The following is a 22,414-nucleotide window of genomic DNA, read 5'->3' on the forward strand; positions in this document are numbered from 1 at the left end:
ATGAAACTAACCCTATTCAAACTTGTGGCCAGTGCAGTGCTGGTTTTCGGCCTCAGTGCCTGCCAGGCACCGTCACAAGATCGTATGCAGCATAATGGCGTTAGCGTCCCTGAACCGGAGGTACGCCTGCCGGATTATCTGGCGACCGATTGCCAAAACGTGTGGCAAATCGAAACGCCAGCCGCCGCAGGCAATCCGCTCTATTGGCAGCGCGCCATGGATTGCGCCGAGCGCTTATCGCCGGCCGAAGCGCGTGCAGAAGCGCGTCGTTGGCCGGTGCAAGGCTGGGCGCGCGCCTTCAAGCAGGGCATCTTGCTCGCGAACGGTAACGTCACGCCAGTTGAGCGCCGTGATTTCGTCACTACCTTAGACGGTTACAGCGCGGCTTATCCGGCATCGGTGCGTCCGCTGCTCCAGCTGTGGCGCAGCAATCAGGCGGCCCAACTGGAGCTGAGCGAAGCGCGCGGACGCTACGCCGCTTTGCAGCAGAGTAATGACGCGGAGATGGATAACCTGCGCCAGCAGCAAACCAAAATGCGTCAGTCGCTGGCCGATACCCAACGCAAGTTAGAGCGTTTAACCGACATTGAACGCCAGCTGTCGTCGCGTAAAGCGCCTGATAGCAGCGACACATCGCACGGCGGCAGCGATGTGCAAAGTGAGGATCAGTAACCATGAAACAAGCCGCACGTTTATTGCTGGTGGATGATGATCCGGGCTTATTGAAACTGCTCGGCATGCGTCTGAGCAGCGAAGGCTATCAGGTGGCGACGGCCGCCAGCGGGCCGGAAGCCCTGCGCCATCTGCAGAAAGAGAAGGTCGATTTGGTGATCAGCGACCTGCGCATGGACGAAATGGATGGTCTGGCGCTGTTCGGCGAAGTGCAAAAACGTCATGCGGGCTTGCCGGTGATCATTCTCACCGCGCACGGTTCGATCCCGGAAGCGGTATCCGCCACGCAACAAGGCGTGTTCAGCTTTCTGACCAAACCGGTCGATCGTGACGCTTTGTATAAAGCGATAGATGAAGCGCTGGCCCAGCGCGCACCGATCAGCGATGACGGCTGGCGCGAAGCGATTGTGACGCGCAATCCGCAGATGCTGCGGTTGCTGGAGCAGTCGCACATGGTGGCGCAATCTGACGTCAGCGTATTGATTAACGGCCAAAGTGGCACCGGTAAAGAGGTGCTGGCGCAGGCGATTCACGCCGCCAGCCCGCGCGCCACCAAGCCGTTCATCGCCATCAACTGTGGTGCGCTGCCGGAACAACTTTTAGAGTCCGAACTGTTTGGCCACGCTAAAGGCGCCTTTACCGGCGCGGTCAGCGCACGTGAAGGTCTGTTCCAGGCGGCGGAAGGCGGCACGCTGTTTCTTGATGAGATTGGCGACATGCCTCAGGCGCTGCAGGTGAAACTGCTGCGTGTGCTGCAGGAGCGCAAAGTGCGGCCGTTAGGCAGCAACCGCGATCTGGATATCAACGTGCGGATTATTTCCGCGACGCACCGCGATTTGCCCAAAGCGATGGAGAAGAAGAGTTTCCGCGAAGATCTCTACTATCGTCTTAACGTGGTGAATCTGAAAATTCCCGCGCTGCACGAGCGCGCTGAAGATATCCCGCTGCTGGCGAATCATCTGCTGCGTCAGTCCGCCGATCGCCATAAACCTTTCGTGCGTAGCTTTTCGGTGGATGCGATGAAGCGGCTGGTCAGCGCCGCCTGGCCGGGCAATGTACGTCAGCTGGTCAACGTGATTGAACAGTGCGTCGCCTTGAGTACCGCGCCGGTCATCGGTGATGCCCTGGTTGAACAGGCGCTGGCGGGGGAAAATACCGCGCTGCCGACTTTCGTCGAAGCACGTAATCAATTTGAGCTGAACTATCTGCGTAAACTGCTGCAGATGACCAAAGGAAATGTCACCAACGCTGCGCGTCTGGCTGGACGTAACCGCACTGAATTCTATAAGCTGCTGTCGCGACATGAATTGGACGCCAGCGAATTTAAAGAGTAGCTTGCTGCGGCAGCGTCAGGAACAATTATACTAACGGTATCCGTCCATCATGGAGGGAGTAAAAAAGGATCTGTCATGAAAAAGATCGATGCAATTATCAAACCATTCAAACTCGATGATGTACGTGAAGCCTTAGCTGAAGTGGGCATCACCGGGATGACCGTCAGTGAAGTGAAAGGCTTTGGTCGTCAGAAAGGTCACACTGAGCTGTATCGCGGCGCTGAGTACATGGTCGATTTTCTGCCAAAAGTGAAAATCGAAATGGTGGTAGGTGACGATATCGTCGATACCTGCGTAGAAACCATTATGAAAACCGCGCAGACCGGCAAAATCGGCGACGGCAAAATCTTTGTCTTTGACGTGGCGCGCGTAGTGCGTATCCGTACCGGTGAAGAGGACGAAGAGGCGATTTAAGCCCCTTCGCGCATTGCCTGCAAAAGCCTGCCTTGCGCAGGCTTTTTTGTTTTACAGCACCTTGTGCGGGCCAAATACTTCGTAGTGGATGCGATCGGCATTGATGCCGGCATCGACCAGTTGACGTGCGACAAACTGCATAAACGGCAGCGGACCACAGATCCAGAACTGACGATCGGCCTGGTTCAGCGCGGAGGACACGCTCGCCAAATCCATCAAGCCCTGAGCGTCGTAACGTCCGGCATCGGCACTTTCCGGCTGACGATACCAAACGTGGCTGGTGAAGTTTGGCAGGCGCGCGCCGAGGGATTTTACCTCTTCAGCAAACGCATGCTGCGAACCGGCTTCCGCAGCGTGTAGCCAGTTAACCGCCGCCGGATGTTGCTGCTGCGCCAGAGTAGCCAGCATCGCCAGCATGGGAGTTTGGCCGACGCCAGCAGAGATCAGCGTAATCGGCGTAGCGGCTTCAGCCAGCAGGAAGAAATCACCGGCTGGTGCCGCGCATTGCACGATATCGCCCACCTGCGCGCGGTCATGTAGCCAGCCCGACACGCTGCCCAGCGCCTCGCGTTTAACCGCGATGCGATAAAATTGCCCATTTGGCTGGTGCGTCAGCGAATACTGGCGATGCTGAATATTTTCACAGCCTGCCGGTTGTAGGCTGATGGCCAGATACTGCCCTGGCAGGAAGGTTGCCACCGGCTTACCGTCGTTTGGCACCAGTTCAAAACTCTTGATCACCGAACTCTCCTGATTGATAGCGCGAACACGAAAATCACGCGCACCGCGCCAGCCGCCGGTTTTCTCTTCGGAGGCCGAATAGATGGCTTCTTCACGCTGGATAAACACATCGGCCAGCACGCTGTACGCTTTGCCCCATGCGGTCAGCACTTCTTCACCCGGATGCAGCAGCTCATCAATCGTCGCCAGCAGGTTTTCACCCACAATCGCATACTGCTCGGGCTGAATGTTCAGGCTGGCATGCTTCTGCGCGATTTTCTCCACCGCCGGCAACAGTACGGCCAAATTTTCCAGGTTGCTGCCATAAGCCACAATGGCGTTAAACAACGCTTCCCGCTGATTGCCGCTGCGCTGATTGTTCATGTTGAATACGTTTTTCAGTTCAGGATGTTGCGTCAGTAAACGTTGGTAGAAATGGCCGGTCAGCTGCGGTCCAACCTGGGCAATGGCGGGCAAGGTCGATTTGATGGTAGCGATGGTTTGCGCGTCGAGCATGGTGAAATCCTCAGAGTGAATTTAAACATGTATTTTAAATGCATCTTATGAGTAATCGAAGCGCCTGTAAATCCCTTGTTGTGATTAAGGATTAAGCAAGAAAGGTGCGGGCTGGCGCGCAAAGCTGAAATTCTTTCGCCATGAAAGTGAGCAAATTTCGTGATTTTCTGGCTTGCAAAAAAGCGTAAAAAACCCGTTCCAGCGCCATGCCAATCGTTTGCGCAAAAAGAGGGGATTGACGCTACCGTCACCTGTCAAAACCGTTTACACTGTTCGCCTTCGCCCCCTAGCCGGGGCCTAAACTGCCGTTAAAAAGTTAGCTGAGTCAGGAGAGTCCGGATGTTAAAGCGTGATATGAACATTGCCGATTATGATGCCGCGTTGTGGCAGGCTATGGAGCAAGAGAAAGTGCGTCAGGAAGAGCACATTGAACTGATTGCTTCTGAAAACTACACCAGCCCACGCGTAATGCAGGCCCAAGGTTCACAGCTCACCAACAAATATGCCGAAGGCTATCCGGGCAAACGCTATTACGGCGGATGTGAATACGTCGATATCGTTGAGCAACTGGCGATCGATCGCGCTAAAGAGCTGTTCGGCGCAGATTTCGCTAATGTACAGCCGCACTCCGGTTCTCAGGCCAACTTCGCGGTTTACACCGCGCTGCTGCAGCCAGGCGACACCATTCTGGGTATGAACCTGGCGCACGGTGGTCACCTGACGCACGGTTCCCCGGTAAACCTGTCGGGTAAGCTGTACAACGTTATCCCTTACGGCATCGATGAAACCGGCAAAATCAACTACGAAGAACTGGCTGAGCTGGCACAAACCCACAAGCCAAAAATGATCGTCGGCGGCTTCTCTGCTTACTCTGGCGTGTGCGACTGGGCCAAAATGCGTGAAATCGCAGACAGCGTTGGCGCCTACCTGTTCGTCGATATGGCACACGTTGCGGGCCTGATCGCCGCAGACGTCTATCCGAACCCAGTTCCTCATGCCCACATCGTGACTTCAACCACCCATAAAACCCTGGCGGGTCCGCGCGGCGGCCTGATCCTGGCGAAAAACGGTGATGAAGAGCTGTATAAAAAACTGAACTCCGCGGTGTTCCCTGGCGGTCAGGGCGGTCCTCTGATGCACGTGATCGCCGGTAAAGCGGTGGCGTTCAAAGAAGCGATGGAGCCAGAGTTCAAGACTTATCAGCAGCAGGTGGCTAAGAACGCGAAAGCGATGGTGGAAGTTCTGCTGGAGCGCGGTTACAACATCGTTTCCGGTGGCACACACAACCACTTGTTCCTGATCGATCTGGTCAGCAAAAACCTGACCGGTAAAGAAGCCGATGCCGCTCTGGGCCGCGCCAACATTACCGTGAACAAAAACAGCGTACCAAACGATCCGAAGAGCCCGTTCGTGACCTCTGGCGTGCGTATCGGTACCCCAGCGGTGACGCGTCGTGGCTTCAAAGAAGCTGACGTTCGCGAGCTGGCTGGCTGGATCGCTGACGTGCTGGACAACATCAACGACGAAGCGACCATCGAACGTACCAAACAGAAAGTGCTGGAAATCTGCAGCCGTCTGCCGGTGTACGCGTAAGCTTTACGCTTCTCGATGCAGTGCAAAAAAGGATGGTGCAAGCCATCCTTTTTTATTGCCGTCGCAGCAGTGCTCTGACAAAGTAGCGCCCACTCGTGCTGCTCAGCAGCATTTTTGCTGGAGGGAATATGGCAATCGGCTCCGCCAAATGGCTCGGTTTGGGCTACTTCACTTACTTCTTCTGTTACGGCATTTACCTTCCTTTCTGGAGCGTGTGGCTCAAAGGCACCGGACTTGATGCAGAAAAAATCGGTCTGCTGCTGGGGTGCGGCATGGTGGCGCGCTTTGTCGGCAGTTTGCTGATTGCCTCGCAGGTAAAAAATCCCTCACAGCTGATCACTGCGCTGCGCTTGCTGGCGCTGATGACGTGCCTGTTCGCTATCGGTTATTGGCTGGGACAACAGTGGATGTGGCTGCTGTTCGTGATGATCGGCTTCAACCTGTTTTTCTCACCGCTGGTGCCGCTGAGTGATGCGCTGGCCGCCACCTGGACGCAGCAAATTGGTCTGACATATGGCCCGGTTCGTTTGTGGGGCTCGCTGGCGTTTGTCTTCAGCTCTGCCTTAACCGGCATGCTTGTCACGGCGTTCTCATCGCAGGCGATTCTGGTGCTGCTGTCACTGGGCGCGATCGGCATGTTAGGTGGGATGATGTTAACGCCAGCGACGAAGCCGCAGGGCAGTGAACGTCAGACATCCACCGACGGTGGCTGGCAGGCATGGCGTGATTTGCTGCGCGAAAATGCGGTGTGGCGCTTTATGTTATGCGTGACATTGTTGCAGGGCGCACATGCGGCTTACTACAGCTTCAGCGCGATTTGGTGGCAGGAGAGCGGTTATTCCGCGTCGATTATCGGCTATTTGTGGTCGCTGGGCGTGGTGGCTGAAATCATCATTTTTGCTCTCAGCAGCCGACTGTTTCGCCGCTGGAGTGCGCGCGATCTCTTGCTGTTATCAGGCGTGTGCGCCATTATCCGCTGGACAATGCTGGGATCCAGCACCGCGTTGCCGTTGCTGATCGTGGCGCAAATTCTGCACTGCGGCAGCTTTACCGTCTGCCATTTAGCGGCGATGCGGTTTATTGCCGCGCGCAAAGGCGCGGAAGTGATTCGTCTGCAATCGCTCTATTCGGCGCTGGCCATGGGCGGCGGTATTGCGGTGATGACTATGATTTGCGGCGTGCTGTTTACGCATCTGCAAGGACATCTGTTCTGGGTGATGGCGTTAGTGGCGTTGCCGGCGCTGTTCCTGCGTCCGCGCGCCGCTTAACTCTCCAGCAACTGGAGAATACGCTGCTGCTGATGACGACTCAGCGGCAGCTCCGCCTGGATTAGCGGCGGTGAGAACAGCGGCAATGAAATGGCATACGGCGTGATCACCAGCGCGATGTCGCGCGGCGCGCCTTCACGCTGAAAATGCACGACGTCCTGATAGCTGATGTTAATCGGTAGCAGCGTCATTTCCCGCAGCTGCTGCTCCAGCAACTGCTCAAGCGCCGCATCCGCGCCCGTCAGCAGCAGCACCTGCTTTTCCTGCAATGCACTCTCCTGCATCAACCAGGCACCAAATAACACCGCCACCAGACTTATCTCTTCAGCACTAAAGCGCGTGGCAAAGTTACGGCTGAAATGCTCAAGTGCGCGTTCAGTGGTGCGCAGCAGGCGCGGATAGAGTCGTGCGACATCCAGCGCCACGCTGTTATCGATGCCGATGGCAAAATGGCTGCGATCCAGCGCCTGCGCCAGATGCGTAAAGAGTTGCTGAGTGAGTTCGGCGCGATTTCTGAAGGTGGTTTGTGCCAACTGCTCAAAGCGCGCAATCAGCGCTTCCACTGACTGCATCAGCTTTACTGCCTGCGGATGCTCCAGCTGCGTAGCGGTTGGCGCGTGAATCAGGCTAAATAGCAGCGTCCAGAAGTCGGTCTCGCTTACATCCGGCGCTAAGTGGCAGCGCTTCTGCCAGTGATGGATTACGTCGTCGGCGGCAGCTCGTTCGACTTTTTCCGCCAGCCACGCGCGCTGTCCGTCATTGAACAAGGCGTTTTGGCGCTGGCACAGCGCATACTTCATGAAGATTTGCAGAAACAGGCGGTCGCGCGGGCTGAAGTCGCGCGCCAGACGCAGGCTGCAGTGCTGAATCAGCGCCTGCAGGTTAGTTTCATCCCACAGCGCTTTCTCGATTTTCAGGACTTTCAGGCGCTGACGCAGCACCGGGGCAAAATGTTCGCAGACAAAATCCTGCGACAAACGCAGCGCGCGTCGCAGCCAGTGGATCAGGCACAGCCGCCTGTCCAGTTCCGTCCCGTGAATGCGGAAGCTGCCATCGACCATCTGGTGTAGTTCCAGTTGATGGTAACGCTGTATCTCCTCTCCCACATCCGCGATATCCTGTCGGGCGACAACAGGCGCCACGCCATTTAACTGGCAGAGCTTTTCAAGCGTCAACGCGGGAGCGGGCAGAAATAGCAGCAGTAACAGATGACAACGACGCTGGGAACGGCTGAAGAGTGGTGCAGAGGAGGGTGCAGAACTCATCAATGGTTTATCCGCAGGTCACTTTTGAGCTAAGAATAGCTAACTCCACGCGTTAACCTTGCACTTTGTCGTGACTTTTGTTCAGAGCTTTAGGGCGGGTCACAATTTTTCTGGGCCACTCTACACTTCACTTTAAAATTGTTACTTTATAACACATGAAAATTGCACTCATTACGTTTACGCTGTTGTTCAGCACCGCAGCCTGGTCACATCCGCATAGCTTCATTGACATGAAAACCGAGTTCATCAGTGACAACCAACATCTTAGCGGCATGAAAATGGTGTGGACCATGGATGAGATAACCTCCGCCGATCTGTTATACGACGCAGGTAAAGCCAAGCCCGGGGATGTGGTGTGGAAAAAGCTGGCGGCGCAGGTGATGGCAAATGTGCTCGGTCAGCACTATTTCACTGAAGTGTGGCAGGACAGAAATCGGGTCAAGTTTCTCAATCTGCCGAAAGAGTACAACTTATCGCGCAACGGCAACAAAGCGGTGCTGGAGTTTATCGTGCCGTTTGGCGAGCCGCAGTTATTGAGCGCGAAGCAGTATCGCATTCAGACTTTTGATCCCAGCTACTTTGTTGATATGTATTACGATAATCCACAGGCATTAACCATGGACGACACCGTTAAATCGCATTGCCAGATCGATCTGCATACGCCGAAACCGGATGACTCGCTGAAGCAATATGCGCTGTCGCTGGATAAAGCCGATGCGCCGCCAGAGGATATGGATCTTGGCCAGCAATTCGCCCAAACGGTGACACTAACATGTCACTGATTTCGCTTCCCTCCCGTTCACGTCGTTTATGGCCGCTGTGGCTGATGGCGGCGTTATTGCTGCTAGCGGGCGTGCTGCTGTGGCAGCACTGGTCGCAGATTTTGCTGCAAAGCGTGCTGTGGCAAAAAATCCTCAATCGCGAAATGACGCAGCTTTTGCAGCAGGTGGCTGAACAACCGCAGCAGGCGGGCGTGACGCTGATGCTGTTCAGCCTCGCTTACGGCGTGCTGCATGCGCTGGGGCCGGGACACGGCAAAGTGGTGATCACTACCTTTCTTGCCACCCATCCGGCAAAGTTGAAAACCAGCATGAAGCTAACGCTGCTGGCTGCTTTGCTGCAGGGCGGCGTGGCGATTGGTTTGGTAACGCTGATGCTGGTGGTACTGCAAACCTCGTCGCGTCAGATGCATCTCGGCAGTTACTGGCTGGAGAAGGGCAGTTATCTGTTAGTCGTCGCGCTGGGTATTTGGGTCGGTTGGCGTGCATTGCGGTCGCTGCGCCAGCAATGGCGTCCTCAGCCAAAGTTGCAGATCCACGCTATTCGCCCAGCGCATCAGCACGATGAACACTGCGGCTGCGGACATGCGCATCTGCCCAGCGCTGCGCAGATGGATCAGGCAGTTAGCACTAAAACGCAGACGCTGGTGGTGTTTTCCATGGGGTTGCGGCCCTGTTCCGGCGCCATCATGATGCTGCTGTTTGCCAAAGTGATTGGTGTGTATGCGTGGGGCGTCGCCTCTGCCGTGGCGATGGCGGTGGGCACTGCTGTGACGGTTTCGGCGCTCGGCTTGTTAGTGCAGCGCTCCCGTCTGCTGGCTCAGCGCTTAGGGCAGGCCGGCGGTGCTCATCCTGCGACCAGGCTGCTGGTGCCGCTGCTCGCCATGTTAGGTAGCGTGCTGTTAATCGTTGCGGGCGTTGCATTATGGCAAAGTGCCGCGCCGGGCATCGGCGGTGGAATTCGTCCTTTCTGACATTAAGGATATTTGGGTAGTGTAAATATTCCACTGTTGCAAGTATTCTCACCCTCAACAGTTAATTAAATATCTCCGCTTAGCGTGCTGGTGAAAATAGATTTCTCTGTCTAAGCTCAATTACACCAGTCAATATTCTGGTGGATTAGCAATTATAAAATTTCAGCAAAATATTCTGCGAGGAGAAAACGATGCCTGAAACTCGGATTAATAATGGCAGCGTAGATACGGTGCACGACGTGCATGGCGGCCTACCATTAAAACGTATTTCATGGAGCGCAGTATTTGCCGGCGTTATCGCTGCGCTAATCATTCATATTTTATTGGGGATATTGGGTACAGCGATTGGTGCAACAACCATCGATCCACAACAGGAACAAAATCCGCTGCAGCATCTGGGAACCGGCGCGTTAATCTGGACCGGCGTGAGTATGCTGATTGCCATGGGCGTAGGTAGCTACGTTGCGGGGCGTCTGGCGCAGCGCGAAGGGGCGATGCATGGTTTGTTGATGTTTGGTGTTAGCACCATTTTGACATTATGGCTCGCGATTACCCTGGCGACTGGCGTTATTGGCGGTGCGTTTAATATTTTAGGCGCCGGCGTAAATGCCGTGGGTAATGGAATTTCCGCAGCGGCGCCATCACTGACCAATATGGCAAAAGAGAAGCTGCAGGAAAGTAATATCAATTTAGATGATTTAAAAAACGAATTACAAACTACGCTGCGTCAAACCGGCAAGACAGAATTACAACCTGAGAATCTGCAAAAGGATGTAAATAACGAAGCCAATAACGCGCAAAATCAAGCTGAGCAAACGGCACAAAATCCACAGAATGCTGATAATGATCTGGCTAATTGGTTGAAAGGCGTTATGAATCGTCACTCAGATACATTGCAAGCTGCCGATCGTGATGCGCTGAAAAATATTATCAAAGCGCGCACCGGTAAAAGCGATCAAGAGGTTGAGCAGATTGTGACTCAAACCGAGGAGAGCTATAAAAAAGCCGTGCAACAGTATCAGGAGTTGAAACAGCAGGCGGAGCAAAAAGCCCGTGAAGTGGCTGAGCAAGCGGCGGCCGCAACGGCGAAAGCGAGCTGGTTCACCTTCTTTATGCTGGTGATTGAAGCAGTACTGGCAGCATTGCTGGGGCGCGTGGGTCGCAGGACGCAACCGCGTCAGGTATTAAGCCACGAACGTCGGTAACAAAAAAAAGGCGGCTGATTCAGCCGCCTTCTCGCTTCTAGCGCTTCAGCGCCTCACTCAACTCTTCACGCATCGATGCCAGCATCGCTTTCACTACGCGTGGGTTACCCGCAACGATGTTACCTGACATCACGTAACCGTGGTTGCCGGTAAAGTCAGTCACCAGGCCGCCCGCTTCACGAACCAGCAGTTCGCCCGCCGCAAAATCCCACGGCTTCAGGCCAATCTCAAAGAAACCATCAACGCGACCTGCAGCGGTGTAAGCCAGATCCAGCGCCGCCGAACCGGTGCGACGGAAATCAGCGCACTGGGTGAACAGTTTGCCAACGATGTTGATGTAAGGGGTTGCGTGCTGCTTCAACTTGAACGGGAAGCCGGTCGCCAGGATGGTGCCATCCAGATCGCGCGCCGTGCTGCCGCGCAGGCGATAGCCATTCAGCTGAGCGCCCTGACCGCGTACGGCGGTAAAGAGTTCGTTGCGCATTGGATCGTAAACCACAGCCACTTCGGTGCGGCCTTTGATGCGCACAGCGATAGAAACGGAGAAGTGTGGTAAACGTTTGATGAAGTTGGTGGTGCCATCCAGCGGATCGATTACCCATTGAATGTCTTGATCTTCGCCCGCCAGCTCACCGCTTTCTTCGGTGATGATGGTGTGTTTCGGGTACGATTTACGAATTACTTCGATAATCAGACGTTCTGCGTCACGGTCAACATTGGTAACGAAGTCGTTGCTGCCTTTCTGGCTGGCTTCGACAGCGTCCGGGGTTTCATAATTCTTGGCAATTAAATTTCCGGCCTTGCGCGCGGCGCGCACGGCTATGTTGAGCATCGGATGCATCGGTATCTCTCGCTGGATGTTAAAGAACGGGGAAAACGGCGCGGAGTATATCAGCGTGTTCAGCAAATGTCCTCTTTTTATGTTAGGATGCGCGCCATCATTTCCCTGACCGCCTCTAATTATGCTGCAGAATATCCGAATCGTACTGGTAGAAACGTCGCACACCGGCAACATGGGCTCCGTCGCACGCGCGATGAAAACTATGGGCTTAACCAACCTTTATCTGGTCAATCCGCTGGTGAAACCCGATTCACAGGCCATTTCCCTCGCCGCCGGTGCCAGCGATGTCATTGGTAATGCGCGCATTGTCGATACCATGGATGAAGCCATTGCCGGTTGTAGTTTGGTGGTTGGCACCAGCGCACGTTCACGTTCACTGCCGTGGCCCATGTTGGATTCACGCGAGTGCGGCATTAAAAGCGTGGAAGAGGGCCAGCAGGCGCCGGTGGCGTTGGTGTTTGGCCGCGAGCGCGTGGGCCTGACTAACGAAGAGTTGCAGAAATGTCACTATCACGTCGCGATTCAGGCGAACCCGGAATACAGCTCACTGAATCTGGCGATGGCGGTGCAGATCATCGCTTACGAAGTGCGCATGGCCTGGCTGGACGCGCAGGAAAAAGCCGCGCCGACGGAAGAGCCTGTCGAATCACCGTATCCGCTGGTTGACGATTTGGAGCGCTTCTATCAGCACATCGAACAGATGATGCTGAACAGCGGCTTTATCCGTGAAGGCACGCCAAGCCAGGTGATGAGCAAGCTGCGTCGTTTATATACACGTGCGCGCCCCGAACGCGACGAACTGAACATCCTGCGCGGCATGATGGCATCGTTCGAAAAGCGCAAAGGTAATGTGGATAATAGTTGAGTAAAACAGTTGGTTAAATAGTTGAGCAATTTACTTGGTTAAATAGTTGACCGTTTTACTCAGGAATGTCAGACTGGCGTCAATTCTTCAGATAACCCGCCGATAACCGGACGGACGCTTACGAGGTTGTATGCTATGAGACTGACATCCAAAGGACGTTATGCCGTAACCGCTATGCTGGACGTTGCACTGCACTCCAATGAGGGCCCGGTGCCGCTAGCTGACATTTCTGAGCGTCAGGGCATCTCATTGTCCTATCTGGAGCAGTTATTCTCACGTCTGCGTAAGCATGGATTAGTGGCCAGCGTTCGTGGTCCAGGTGGCGGTTATCTGTTAGGCAAAGATTCAAGCGCGATTGCTGTGGGCGCGGTTATTACCGCAGTTGACGAATCTGTCGATGCCACTAAATGCCAGGGCAAAGAGGGCTGCCAGGGCGGCGAGCGTTGCCTGACCCACGTTTTGTGGCGTGATCTGAGTGAGCGCATCAGCGACTTCCTCAACAACATCACGCTGGCGGAACTGGTGAATAATCAGGAAATCCTCGAAGTGGCCGATCGTCAGAATACCGTCGACAATCGTCGTTTCCAGCAGCATCGTGTGCAAGAAACCATCAACGTTAATCTGCGCGCTTAATCAGTTCTCCTTCGGCCTTTCCTGTTCATACGGGCGAGGCCGAATGTGCTATAAAGACGTATGATTTTTTATACGGAGTTTTAGCGCAATGAAATTACCGATTTACCTGGATTACGCAGCCACTACGCCTGCGGATCCGCGTGTTGCCACCAAAATGATGCAGTTCCTCACAATGGATGGCACTTTCGGTAACCCCGCGTCCCGTTCCCACCGTTTTGGCTGGCAGGCTGAAGAAGCTGTTGATGTGGCTCGCAATCAAGTTGCTGAGCTGGTCAATGCCGATCCCCGTGAAATCGTTTTTACCTCCGGCGCGACCGAAGCGGACAACCTTGCGATCAAAGGTGCCGCGCAATTCCATCAGGCGCGCGGCAAACACATTATTACCAGCCAAACCGAACACAAAGCGGTGCTCGACAGTTGCCAGCAACTGGCGCACGAAGGCTTTGATGTCACCTTCTTACAGCCGGGCAGCGACGGTATCGTTACGCCGCAGATGCTCGAATCTGCACTGCGTGACGACACGGTGCTGGTATCGCTGATGCACGTCAATAATGAAACCGGTGTGATTCAGGACATCGCCGCACTCGGCGCGCTGTGCCGTGCGCGTGACATCCTGTTTCACGTTGATGCCACGCAAAGCGTCGGCAAATTGCCGATTGACGTCACTGAACTGCCAGTGGATTTGATGTCGTTCTCAGCGCACAAGCTGTATGGACCGAAAGGCATCGGCGCGCTGTGGGTGCGTCGTAAACCGCGTCTGCAAATTGATGCACAGATGCACGGTGGCGGTCACGAGCGCGGCATGCGTTCGGGCACGTTGCCGGTGCATCAGATTGTCGGCATGGGCGAAGCCTACCGTATTGCGCGTGAAGAGATGGGCAGCGAAATGGCGCGTCTGGCCGAGCTGCGCCAGCGTCTGTGGCGCGGTATTAGTCAATTGGGTAACGTGAACCTCAACGGTTCGCTGGAGCAGGGCGCTCCGAACATCCTCAATATTAGTTTTGCCCACGTCGATGGCGAATCGCTGATTATGGCGCTGAAAGATTTGGCGCTGTCATCCGGTTCCGCCTGTACCTCGGCCAGTCTCGAACCTTCCTATGTGCTGCGCGCGATGGGCGTTGAGCAGGAGCTGGCACACAGCTCGCTGCGTTTTTCGCTCGGACGCTTCACCAGCGCAGAGGAAATTGAGTACGCTATCGAGCTGGTCAACAAAGCGGTAACACGTCTGCGGGCACTTTCGCCTGCGGCAAACGCCCGCTAATTCATGCACCCCTTGCGCCGGTTCTGGCGCAAGGTGACACCTAACGCAAACGGAGCCACGCGATGACAACACAACCGATGATAATTACGCTCAGCTCCCAGGCCGCCGATGCGCGCTGGGGTGACAAAGCGCTGCTGAGCAGCAACGAAAGTGGCATGACCGTTCACCTGACTGGCGCAGACGCGCTGATGAGCATCCAGCGCGCGGGGCGCAAGCTGGACGGGCAGGGCATTCGTCACGTCTCGCTGCAGGGCGAAGGCTGGGATGTGGAAAAGTGCTGGGCGTTCTGGCAAGGCTTCCGCAGCCCGAAAGGCAAACGTCAGGTCGAGTGGCCGGAATTCAATGAAGACGATCAGGCTGAATTTGCACGTCGTCTGAAGATTGTTGACTGGGTGCGCGACACCATCAACCTGCCGGCGGAAGATCTTAGCCCGGAACAGCTGGCGCACAACGCGGTTGATCTGATCAACGAAGTGGGCGGCAAAGCAGTCAGCTATCGCATCACCAAAGGTGACGATTTGCGTGTTCAGGGTTACGCCGGTATCCACACCGTGGGCCGCGGCTCCACGCGCGCACCGGTGTTGCTGGCGCTGGATTTCAATCCAACTGGCGATGAAGATGCGCCGGTTTACGCCTGTCTGGTCGGTAAAGGCATCACCTTTGATACCGGCGGTTACAGCCTGAAGCAGAGCGCTTTCATGGACTCAATGAAGTCTGATATGGGCGGCGCGGCAACGCTGACTGGCGCACTGGCGCTGGCGATTTCACGCGGTCTGAATAAGCGTGTGAAGCTGTATCTATGCTGCGCAGACAACATGGTCAGCGGCAACGCGTTCCGTCTGGGCGACATCATTCGCTATCGCAACGGTAAAACCGTGGAAGTGATGAACACCGATGCGGAAGGTCGTCTGGTGTTGGCCGATGGCCTGATCGATGCCAGCGAGCAAAATCCTGAACTGCTAATCGATGCGGCAACGCTGACCGGCGCGGCGAAAACCGCGCTGGGTAACGATTATCACGCGCTTTTTACCTTTGACGATGTGCTGGCGGAATCGCTGCTTGGCAGCGCAACCGGCGAAAACGAAGCCTTCTGGCGTCTGCCTCTGGCCGAGTTCCATCGCAGCCATCTGCCTTCAAACTTTGCCGATCTGAATAACATCGCTAGTCCGTCACATGCGGCAGGTGCCAGCAGTGCGGCGGCGTTTCTGTCGCATTTCGTCAGCAAATATCAGCAAGGCTGGCTGCACATTGACTGCTCCGCGACGTACCGCAAAAGCGCGGTGGATCAGTGGTCCGCGGGTGCGACCGGTTTGGGTGTACGCACCGTCGCCAATCTGTTACTGAAATAATCCTCATCACGGCAGGCGCAAGCTTGCCGTCTTTTTTGGAATACGATAAATGAGTAACCGTCTTGAAGAGGTGCTGAAGCTGGCGGCCATTGAGCCTGCGCACCGTCCGGAATTTTTCCAGCTGCTGCTGGAAGCCGATGTGTGGGTGCCAGGCGAAAGTCCCGCCGAACAGTTTGATGCGACTTCGCCGGTCGAATTACAGCATTGGGAAAAAGAGGGTGGCGGCAGCGTGATCCCGTTCTTCACCTCGGAAGAGGCGATGGGCGAGGCCATCAAAGATGAACAGCCTTATCTGCGCATGCCGGTGCGCACGCTGTTTGAAATCACGCAAGGCGAAACGCTGTTCCTCAATCCGAAACTGCCTGCGGGTAAAGAGTTTTCGCCGGGTGAAATCGCCCATTTGATTGGCGAAGAGGGCAGTGCGCTGAGCCAGCAAACCGTGCTGGAAGGTGGTCATGCGTTGCTGTTGTCCGAAGTGGCCGAGCCGCCAGCGCAGATGATTGATTCGTTAACGCAACTGTTTGCCAAGTACAAACAGGTACGCCGTGCTTACATCGCCAGCATTCGTGAAAGCGCCAGCGAAGCACCGAACCTGCTGATTGGTATCGAAGCTGATAGCGATATCGATGAGATTATTCAGGCGGCGGGCGGTGTAGCGACGGATACGCTTGCGGATGATGCGCCCATTGATATCTGTGAAGTGGTTAATGAAGATCGCGGCGTGAGCCACTTCTTTACTGCCCACATCACGCCGTTCTATGAACGTCGCTGGGGCAGTTTCCTGCGCGATTTTAAGGGCAGTCAGCGGATTATATAATGCGTGGTCGCCATTGATGGCGACCTGCTATCACTTCTCGATCGGTAAATCGTCGCGGCTGCCCCATTCGCCCCACGAACCGTCGTACAGCGTCACATCCCGCACACCCAGCGAGGTGAGCGCCAGAATCACCACCACCGCCGTGACACCCGAACCGCAGCTGGCAATCACCGGCTGATCCAGTTTTACCCCCGCCTGAGCAAACAGATCGCGCAGTTCCGCTGCCGGTTTCAATTCACCATTTACCACTAAACTGTTCCACGGCACGTTCAGGCTGTTGGGAATATGCCCGCGCAACAAGCCCGGACGCGGTTCATCCACTTCGGCGTTAAAACGGTTCGCCGCACGGGCATCGACAATCTGCGCACCGCCTTCGTGGCTGATCAGCAGCACATCGGTCAGACGTTTCACCTGTGCGCTATCATAAGTCGCTTCGAATTCACCCTCCGGCAAACTAACCGGTCCGGTGGCGACATCGAAACCGGCTGCCTTCCAGCCCTGTAATCCTCCGGCCAGAATCGACACGTTTTCGCAGCCAAAGGCGCGCAGCATCCACCACGCACGCGGAGCCGAAAACAGGTTGCCTTCGTCATACACCACCAGATGTTTGTCCTGGCTGACGCCCAATTCGCGCATTGCCACCGCAAAGGATTCGGCGCGCGGCATCATGTGTGGATAAGCACTGGTATGATCGGACAAGGCTTCAATATTGAAGAACGGCGCATTCGGCAGATGACCAGCCAGATATTCAGCCTGCACATCACGTACGGCTTCCTGGCCAGGCGGTAACATGCGGGCATCAAGCACCTGCAATGTTTCCTCGGTGTAATGTTCTTTCAACCAATCAGCGGACACAAACATGGCTGTCATAGCAACCTCTTCTCAGCAAACGGGAAACGACCAGTCTCCGGGAATGTGAACGCTATCTCAAGGGTGTGATTGCTAAAGTTGGCGGGTTGATGTGAAATTGCGCGGAATGACGTTTTCTTAACTTCTGGGACTGGTGAGGGAATTACCATGGCAAAACGTTTTAACCGGCTGCTGCTCAGCGCGCTGTTCGGTGCTGGATTACTGGGCGGCGGGACCTTGACGATACACGCGGAGGAAGCGGCAACCGCAACAGCAACGCAGAAATCGCTGTCGGTTATCGATCTCTCCGAGCTGCAACTCGACGGCGCCGCCGCGCTGGTGTTGACCTTCAACACGCCGCTTGAAGCGAAGCAGGATTTCGCTGCGCGCGTGCAGATTATCGATGAGAAAAGCGGCAAGGTTGATGGCGGCTGGGAGCTGGCGCCAAACGGTAAAGCGTTGCGTTTTCGTCATCCTGAACCGTCGCGCAAGTTGACGGTTAATGTCGATGCCGGTCTCAAAGCAGCAGATGGCAGCACCTTATCGAAATCTTTTAGCCAATCGCTCACCACGCGCGATATCCAGCCGATGGTGGGTTTTGCCAGTCGCGGATCGCTACTGCCGCTGCGTTTGACGCAGGGATTGCCGGTGCTGGCGCTGAATGTGAATAACGTCGACGTCGATTTCTTCCGCGTGAAAAACGCCTCGCTGGCCGATTTTCTGGCGCAGTGGAATTACGGCAACAATATGTCGTACTGGGAATCACGCGAGCTGCTGAAAAATGCCGATCTGGTTTACGGCGCCCGCTTCGATCTTAATCCGGCACGCAACACGCGCGAGAAAATGCAGCTGCCGCTGGGCGATGTCGATGCGCTGAAGCAGCCGGGCGTTTATCTGGCGGTGATGAAACAGGCCGGAACCTACAACTACACGCAACCGGCGACGCTGTTTACGTTGAGCGACATCGGTTTGTCGCTGCACCAATTCCCTGAACAGCTGGAACTGTTTGCCCAAAGCCTGACCAATGGCGCGCCACTTGATGACGTTAGCGTGCAGCTGCTGGATGAGAAAGGCAAACAACTCGCCAGTGGCACCAGCGACAGCTACGGTCATTTGCGTTTACCGGCGAATGCTAAAGGCAAGCTGCTGCTGGCGACACAAAAGGACCAAACCTCGCTGATCGATCTTAATCGTCCGGCGCTGGATCTGGCGGAGTTCCCGATTGATGGACCGCAAGGCTACGACAAACAGTTGTTCGTATTTGGTCCGCGCGATCTCTATCGTCCGGGTGAAACGGTGATCGTCAACGCGCTGCTGCGTGATGCTGATGGCAAACCGTTGCCGCCGCAGCCGGTGAAAGCCGACGTGGTGCAGCCGAATGGCGAAGTGTCGCAGACCTTTGTCTGGCAGCCGGAGAACGGCATCTATCAACATCGCTTCGCGATACCGGCTTCCGCAATGACCGGCGAATGGACGCTGCGTATCAACAGTGGCGACAACCAGCCGCGCAGTTGGACGTTCCACGTCGAAGATTTCCTGCCGGAGCGCATGGCGCTGGATTTGACCAACAGCGCGCAGCCGGTGGCGCCGGATGAGGACGTCACCTTTGTTGTTGAAGGCCGCTATCTGTACGGCGCGCCGGCTGCGGGTAACGAGCTGCAAGGGCAGCTGTTGCTGCGTCCCGCGCGTGAAGCGGTGGCCGCGCTGCCCGGCTATCAATTTGGCGACATCACTGAAGAGCTGAAACGTTCGCTCGATGATGTGGATGAGAAGCTGGATGAGAGCGGCAAGCTGCAGCTTAACGTTGAGAGCAGCTGGAAAGAGGTCCATTCACCGCTCAATCTGATTCTGCAAGCCAGCCTGCTGGAAACCGGCGGCCGTCCGGTGACGCACCGCGCGACTCAGGCGATTTGGCCGGCAGCGGCGCTGCCCGGCATCCGTCCGCTGTTTAGCAGTGAATCGGTATATGACTATCGCAGCGATCGTTATCACGATGAGCCGACCGTGGCAGAAAACAGCCTCGCGGAATTCGACGTGGTCTACGCCAATCCGCAGGGCGAAAAACTGGCGGCGTCTGATCTTGATGTGCGCCTGATCCACGAACGCCGCGACTATTACTGGAGCTTCTCTGACAGCGAAGGATGGCAATCGCGCTTCGATCAAAAGGATCTGCAGGAGGATCAGCAGCGCATCTCTATTGCGGCGGGCGGCAGCCAGAAAGTGAGTTTCCCGGTGGAGTGGGGCACCTATCGCCTGGAAGTGCATGCCGGCGACAACATCATTAGCAGCGTACGCTTCCAGGCCGGATATGGGTGGCAGGACAATACCAACGGCACCGGCGCGCTGCGTCCGGATCAGGTCAAACTGAAAATTGATAAAACCGCCTATCAGGCGGGCGACATCGCACACGTACAGGTGGAGTCGCCTGCTGCCGGCAAAGGCTATCTGATGGTGGAATCCAGCAGCGGCACGCTGTGGTGGCAACCGCTGGAGGTTCCGGCGGGCGGCGCAACCATTGATGTACCGATTAGCGACAGCTGGAAGCGACACGATCTCTATCTCAGCGCCATCGTGGTGCGCGACGGCGACAAGGCCAGCGGCGTCACGCCGAAACGCGCGGTGGGGTTACTGCATCTGCCGATGGCGACCGAAGCGCGCCGCCTCAGCTTAGCGCTCGACGCGCCGGATAAAATCCGTCCTGAGCAGACGCTAAAAGTGCAGGTCAAAGCCAGCCGTGAAGGTGGCGCATTACCAAAACAGGTTCAGGTATTGCTCTCGGCGGTGGACAGCGGCGTGCTTAACATCACTGACTACAAAACCCCGAATCCGTGGGAAGCGTTCTTTGGCCGCAAGCGCTATAACGCCGATCAATACGATGTGTTTGGTCAACTGATTGAAGGCGGTGGCAAACTGGCCGCGCTGCGCTTTGGTGGTGACGCCGACGATGCGGATGCGCTGTCGCGCGGCGGCAAAAAACCGGTCACCGACGTGCAGATCGTGGCGCAGCAGTTGCAGCCCGTAACGCTGGATGCCAATGGCGAAGGCACGCTGGAACTGCCGATTCCGGCGTTTAATGGCGAACTGCGTTTAATGGCGCAGGTGTGGAGTGACGACAGCTTCGGGTCGGCCGATCGTAAGCTGGTGGTTGCCGCGCCATTGATCAGTGAACTGGCGACGCCGCGCTTCCTGGCCAGCGGCGATCAATCTACGCTGGCGCTGGATCTCACTAACCTCACCGATCAACCGCAAACGCTGAAAATCAACGTCAGCGCCAGCGGCCAGATCGTCCTGAACGGCAAAATCCCTGCCAGCGTGCAGCTGGCGCAAGGCGCGCGCACCACCTTGCAAATTCCGGTCAGAGCGCTGGGCGGCTTCGGTGAAGGCGAGGTACAGGTCAGGGTTTCCGGCATGAGTTTGCCGGGCGAAACGCTGGCAGCGAGCGAGCGTAAATGGAAAATTGGCGTGCGTCCGGCCTATCCGGCACAAACGCTGAGTTTCGATAACGTGATGCAAACCGGTCAGAACTGGCAGGTGATGGCCAGCGCCTTCAATGGCTTGCAGCAGGATACCTTGAGCGTACAGCTGTCGCTCAGTAACCGTCCACCGCTGAATATCGCCAGCTATATCCGTTCGCTGTACGCCTATCCTTATGGCTGCCTTGAACAGACCGCCAGCGGCATTTGGCCGTCGGTGTTCACCAATCATGCGCAGCTGACGGCGATGGGCATCAAAACCAGTAACGATGAAGCGCGTCGCGCCTCAATTGATACCGGCATCGCGCGTCTTGCCGGCATGCAGCGCGGCAACGGCAGCTTTGGTTTGTGGAGCAAAGAGAGTCAGGAAGAGTTCTGGCTGACGGCTTACGTCACCGATTTCCTGCTGCGCGCCAGCGAAGCCGGTTACGGCGTACCGGATGGCGTGATTACCCGTGCCGACGAACGTCTGCTGCGCTATCTGCAGGATCCCGCGCAGATCGAAACCAGCTGGAGCAGCGATGCCGATGGCTTGCGTTTCAGCGTGCAGGCTTATGCCGGATTGGTGCTGGCGCGTCAGCAGCAGGCGCCGCTCGGTGCGTTGCGTGCGCTGTATGAAAAGCGCGATCGGGCTAAATCGGGCCTGGCGATGGTGCAGCTTGGCGTGGCATTGAAGCTGATGGGCGATCAACAGCGCGCACAACTGGCGCTGGCCCAGGGCATTGGCCTGGAACGTAAACCCAACAGCTGGCTCGGCGATTACGGCAGCCCGGTGCGCGATCGCGCGCTGATTCTGTCGCTGCTGACAGAAAACCAGCTGCTGCCGGAGATGCAAGGTCCGTTGTTGATCGAGCTGGCAAAAGCCGTGCACGGACAGCGCTGGTTCTCGACCCAGGAAAACAACGCGTTGTTCCTCGCCGCTCGCACCTTGCAGCAGCACAAAGGTGAAAGCTGGCAGGCGACCCTGCAGGGTAAAGCGGAACCGCTCAGCAGTGATCAGCCGCTCAATATTGGCATGACGGAAGATCAGCTGCGTCAGGGCGTGTCGGTGAAAAGCGACAACGCGTCGCCGCTTTACGGCACGCTAAATGTGGTGGGTTATCCGCGCACCGCACCGTCGCCTATGAGCAACGTGCTGCAGATCAGTCGTGAGTACTTCACGCTGGAGGGTAAGCCGGCGGATCTCACCAACCTGAAAAGTGGCGAACTGCTGGTGGTGCGGCTCAAAGTCGCGGCCAGCGAGCGCGTCAGTGATGCGCTGGTGGTGGATCTGCTGCCTGCCGGACTGGAGCTGGAAAACCAGAACCTGAGCGACAGCAGCGCCAGTTTAGGCGACAGTGCCGACGCGCTGAAAGAGAGCATGATGGATATGCAGCAAGCCAACATCAAGCACATCGAATTCCGTGACGACCGCTTTGTCGCCGCGCTGGCGCTCGATGGCTACACGCCGGGCACGCTGCTGTATCTGGCGCGTGCGGTGACGCCGGGCAGCTATCGCCTGCCGCCGCCGCAGGTGGAATCGATGTATGTGCCGGAATGGCGCGCGATTGGCAGCACGCCGGAAAAACTCAATGTGCGTTAAGCAT

18 protein-coding genes are annotated in these 22,414 nt (G+C 56.2%); 14 read left to right on the forward strand and 4 right to left on the reverse strand.

Features of this window, described 5'->3' with window-relative positions; translation table 11 throughout:
• The 3 genes from qseG (at position 1) to glnB (ending at position 2,420) form a co-directional block, all read left to right on the forward strand.
• Positions 1-672: a two-component system QseEF-associated lipoprotein QseG gene (qseG, locus tag IB226_RS00335; protein WP_192232989.1), complete on the forward strand. Its 672-nt coding sequence runs from the start codon at positions 1-3 to the stop codon at positions 670-672.
• A gap of 2 nt (positions 673-674) precedes the next feature.
• Positions 675-2,006: a two-component system response regulator GlrR gene (gene glrR / locus IB226_RS00340; protein ID WP_101763469.1), complete on the forward strand. Its 1,332-nt coding sequence runs from the start codon at positions 675-677 to the stop codon at positions 2,004-2,006.
• Between the two features lie 75 nt (positions 2,007-2,081).
• On the forward strand, positions 2,082-2,420 hold the full coding sequence (gene glnB / locus IB226_RS00345; protein WP_007886217.1) for a nitrogen regulatory protein P-II: 339 nt from the start codon (positions 2,082-2,084) through the stop codon (positions 2,418-2,420).
• A gap of 51 nt (positions 2,421-2,471) precedes the next feature.
• Here the strand turns inward: glnB and hmpA are convergent, their stop codons facing one another.
• Complete coding sequence (hmpA, locus tag IB226_RS00350; protein WP_192232991.1) at positions 2,472-3,656, reverse strand: NO-inducible flavohemoprotein; 1,185 nt, start codon at positions 3,654-3,656, stop codon at positions 2,472-2,474.
• A 339-nt stretch (positions 3,657-3,995) separates the two neighbouring features.
• Here hmpA and glyA point away from each other — a divergent pair, with 339 nt between their 5' ends.
• Together glyA and IB226_RS00360 are read left to right on the forward strand one after the other, a co-directional pair.
• Positions 3,996-5,249 (forward strand): serine hydroxymethyltransferase, encoded by a 1,254-nt coding sequence (gene glyA / locus IB226_RS00355; protein ID WP_101763471.1) that lies wholly within the window; start codon positions 3,996-3,998, stop codon positions 5,247-5,249.
• A 128-nt stretch (positions 5,250-5,377) separates the two neighbouring features.
• The gene (locus IB226_RS00360) at positions 5,378-6,517 is read left to right on the forward strand and encodes a 3-phenylpropionate MFS transporter (protein WP_192232993.1); all 1,140 of its coding nucleotides are present in this window, start codon (positions 5,378-5,380) and stop codon (positions 6,515-6,517) included.
• On the opposite strand, the gene csiE is transcribed toward IB226_RS00360, so the two are convergent.
• Entirely contained in the window at positions 6,514-7,782 is a 1,269-nt protein-coding gene (csiE, locus tag IB226_RS00365) for a stationary phase inducible protein CsiE (protein WP_110868270.1), read from the reverse strand. The two genes, IB226_RS00360 and csiE, sit on opposite strands and share 4 nt — an antisense overlap.
• A gap of 155 nt (positions 7,783-7,937) precedes the next feature.
• Here csiE and IB226_RS00370 point away from each other — a divergent pair, with 155 nt between their 5' ends.
• The 3 genes from IB226_RS00370 to IB226_RS00380 all read left to right on the forward strand — a co-directional run bounded on the left by IB226_RS00370 (position 7,938) and on the right by IB226_RS00380 (position 10,740).
• Positions 7,938-8,564, forward strand: coding sequence for a DUF1007 family protein (locus IB226_RS00370; RefSeq protein WP_137386294.1), 627 nt, complete (start codon positions 7,938-7,940; stop codon positions 8,562-8,564).
• Positions 8,555-9,535, forward strand: coding sequence for a nickel/cobalt transporter (locus tag IB226_RS00375; RefSeq protein WP_192232995.1), 981 nt, complete (start codon positions 8,555-8,557; stop codon positions 9,533-9,535). The genes IB226_RS00370 and IB226_RS00375 overlap by 10 nt, the downstream gene beginning before the upstream one ends.
• 191 nt (positions 9,536-9,726) lie before the next feature.
• Positions 9,727-10,740 carry a hypothetical protein gene (locus tag IB226_RS00380; protein ID WP_101763476.1) on the forward strand — a complete coding sequence of 338 codons (1,014 nt, stop codon included), beginning with the start codon at positions 9,727-9,729 and terminating at the stop codon, positions 10,738-10,740.
• Positions 10,741-10,777: 37 nt separating this feature from the next.
• On the opposite strand, the gene suhB is transcribed toward IB226_RS00380, so the two are convergent.
• Positions 10,778-11,581 (reverse strand): inositol-1-monophosphatase, encoded by an 804-nt coding sequence (gene suhB, locus IB226_RS00385; protein ID WP_008108283.1) that lies wholly within the window; start codon positions 11,579-11,581, stop codon positions 10,778-10,780.
• A gap of 121 nt (positions 11,582-11,702) precedes the next feature.
• Between suhB and trmJ the strand changes: the two genes are divergently transcribed.
• The 5 genes from trmJ (at position 11,703) to sseB (ending at position 16,506) form a co-directional block, all read left to right on the forward strand.
• Complete coding sequence (gene trmJ / locus IB226_RS00390) at positions 11,703-12,446, forward strand: tRNA (cytosine(32)/uridine(32)-2'-O)-methyltransferase TrmJ (protein ID WP_110868266.1); 744 nt, start codon at positions 11,703-11,705, stop codon at positions 12,444-12,446.
• A gap of 135 nt (positions 12,447-12,581) precedes the next feature.
• On the forward strand, positions 12,582-13,079 hold the full coding sequence (gene iscR, locus IB226_RS00395) for a Fe-S cluster assembly transcriptional regulator IscR (protein ID WP_008108287.1): 498 nt from the start codon (positions 12,582-12,584) through the stop codon (positions 13,077-13,079).
• 88 nt (positions 13,080-13,167) lie between these two features.
• The gene (locus tag IB226_RS00400; protein ID WP_192232997.1) at positions 13,168-14,340 is read left to right on the forward strand and encodes an IscS subfamily cysteine desulfurase; all 1,173 of its coding nucleotides are present in this window, start codon (positions 13,168-13,170) and stop codon (positions 14,338-14,340) included.
• A 62-nt stretch (positions 14,341-14,402) separates the two neighbouring features.
• Positions 14,403-15,689, forward strand: a complete 1,287-nt coding sequence (pepB, locus tag IB226_RS00405) for an aminopeptidase PepB (RefSeq protein ID WP_192232999.1) — start codon at positions 14,403-14,405, stop codon at positions 15,687-15,689.
• A gap of 49 nt (positions 15,690-15,738) precedes the next feature.
• Entirely contained in the window at positions 15,739-16,506 is a 768-nt protein-coding gene (sseB, locus tag IB226_RS00410; protein ID WP_192233001.1) for an enhanced serine sensitivity protein SseB, read from the forward strand.
• A gap of 30 nt (positions 16,507-16,536) precedes the next feature.
• On the opposite strand, the gene sseA is transcribed toward sseB, so the two are convergent.
• Positions 16,537-17,376, reverse strand: coding sequence for a 3-mercaptopyruvate sulfurtransferase (gene sseA / locus IB226_RS00415; protein WP_192233003.1), 840 nt, complete (start codon positions 17,374-17,376; stop codon positions 16,537-16,539).
• A 147-nt stretch (positions 17,377-17,523) separates the two neighbouring features.
• Here sseA and IB226_RS00420 point away from each other — a divergent pair, with 147 nt between their 5' ends.
• Positions 17,524-22,410 (forward strand): alpha-2-macroglobulin, encoded by a 4,887-nt coding sequence (locus IB226_RS00420; protein WP_192233005.1) that lies wholly within the window; start codon positions 17,524-17,526, stop codon positions 22,408-22,410.
• The last annotated feature ends 4 nt before the right edge of the window (positions 22,411-22,414 follow it).

Origin of the sequence: Pantoea sp. PNT03, from assembly GCF_014852515.1 — a bacterium.
Taxonomy (GTDB): domain Bacteria; phylum Pseudomonadota; class Gammaproteobacteria; order Enterobacterales; family Enterobacteriaceae; genus Pantoea; species Pantoea leporis.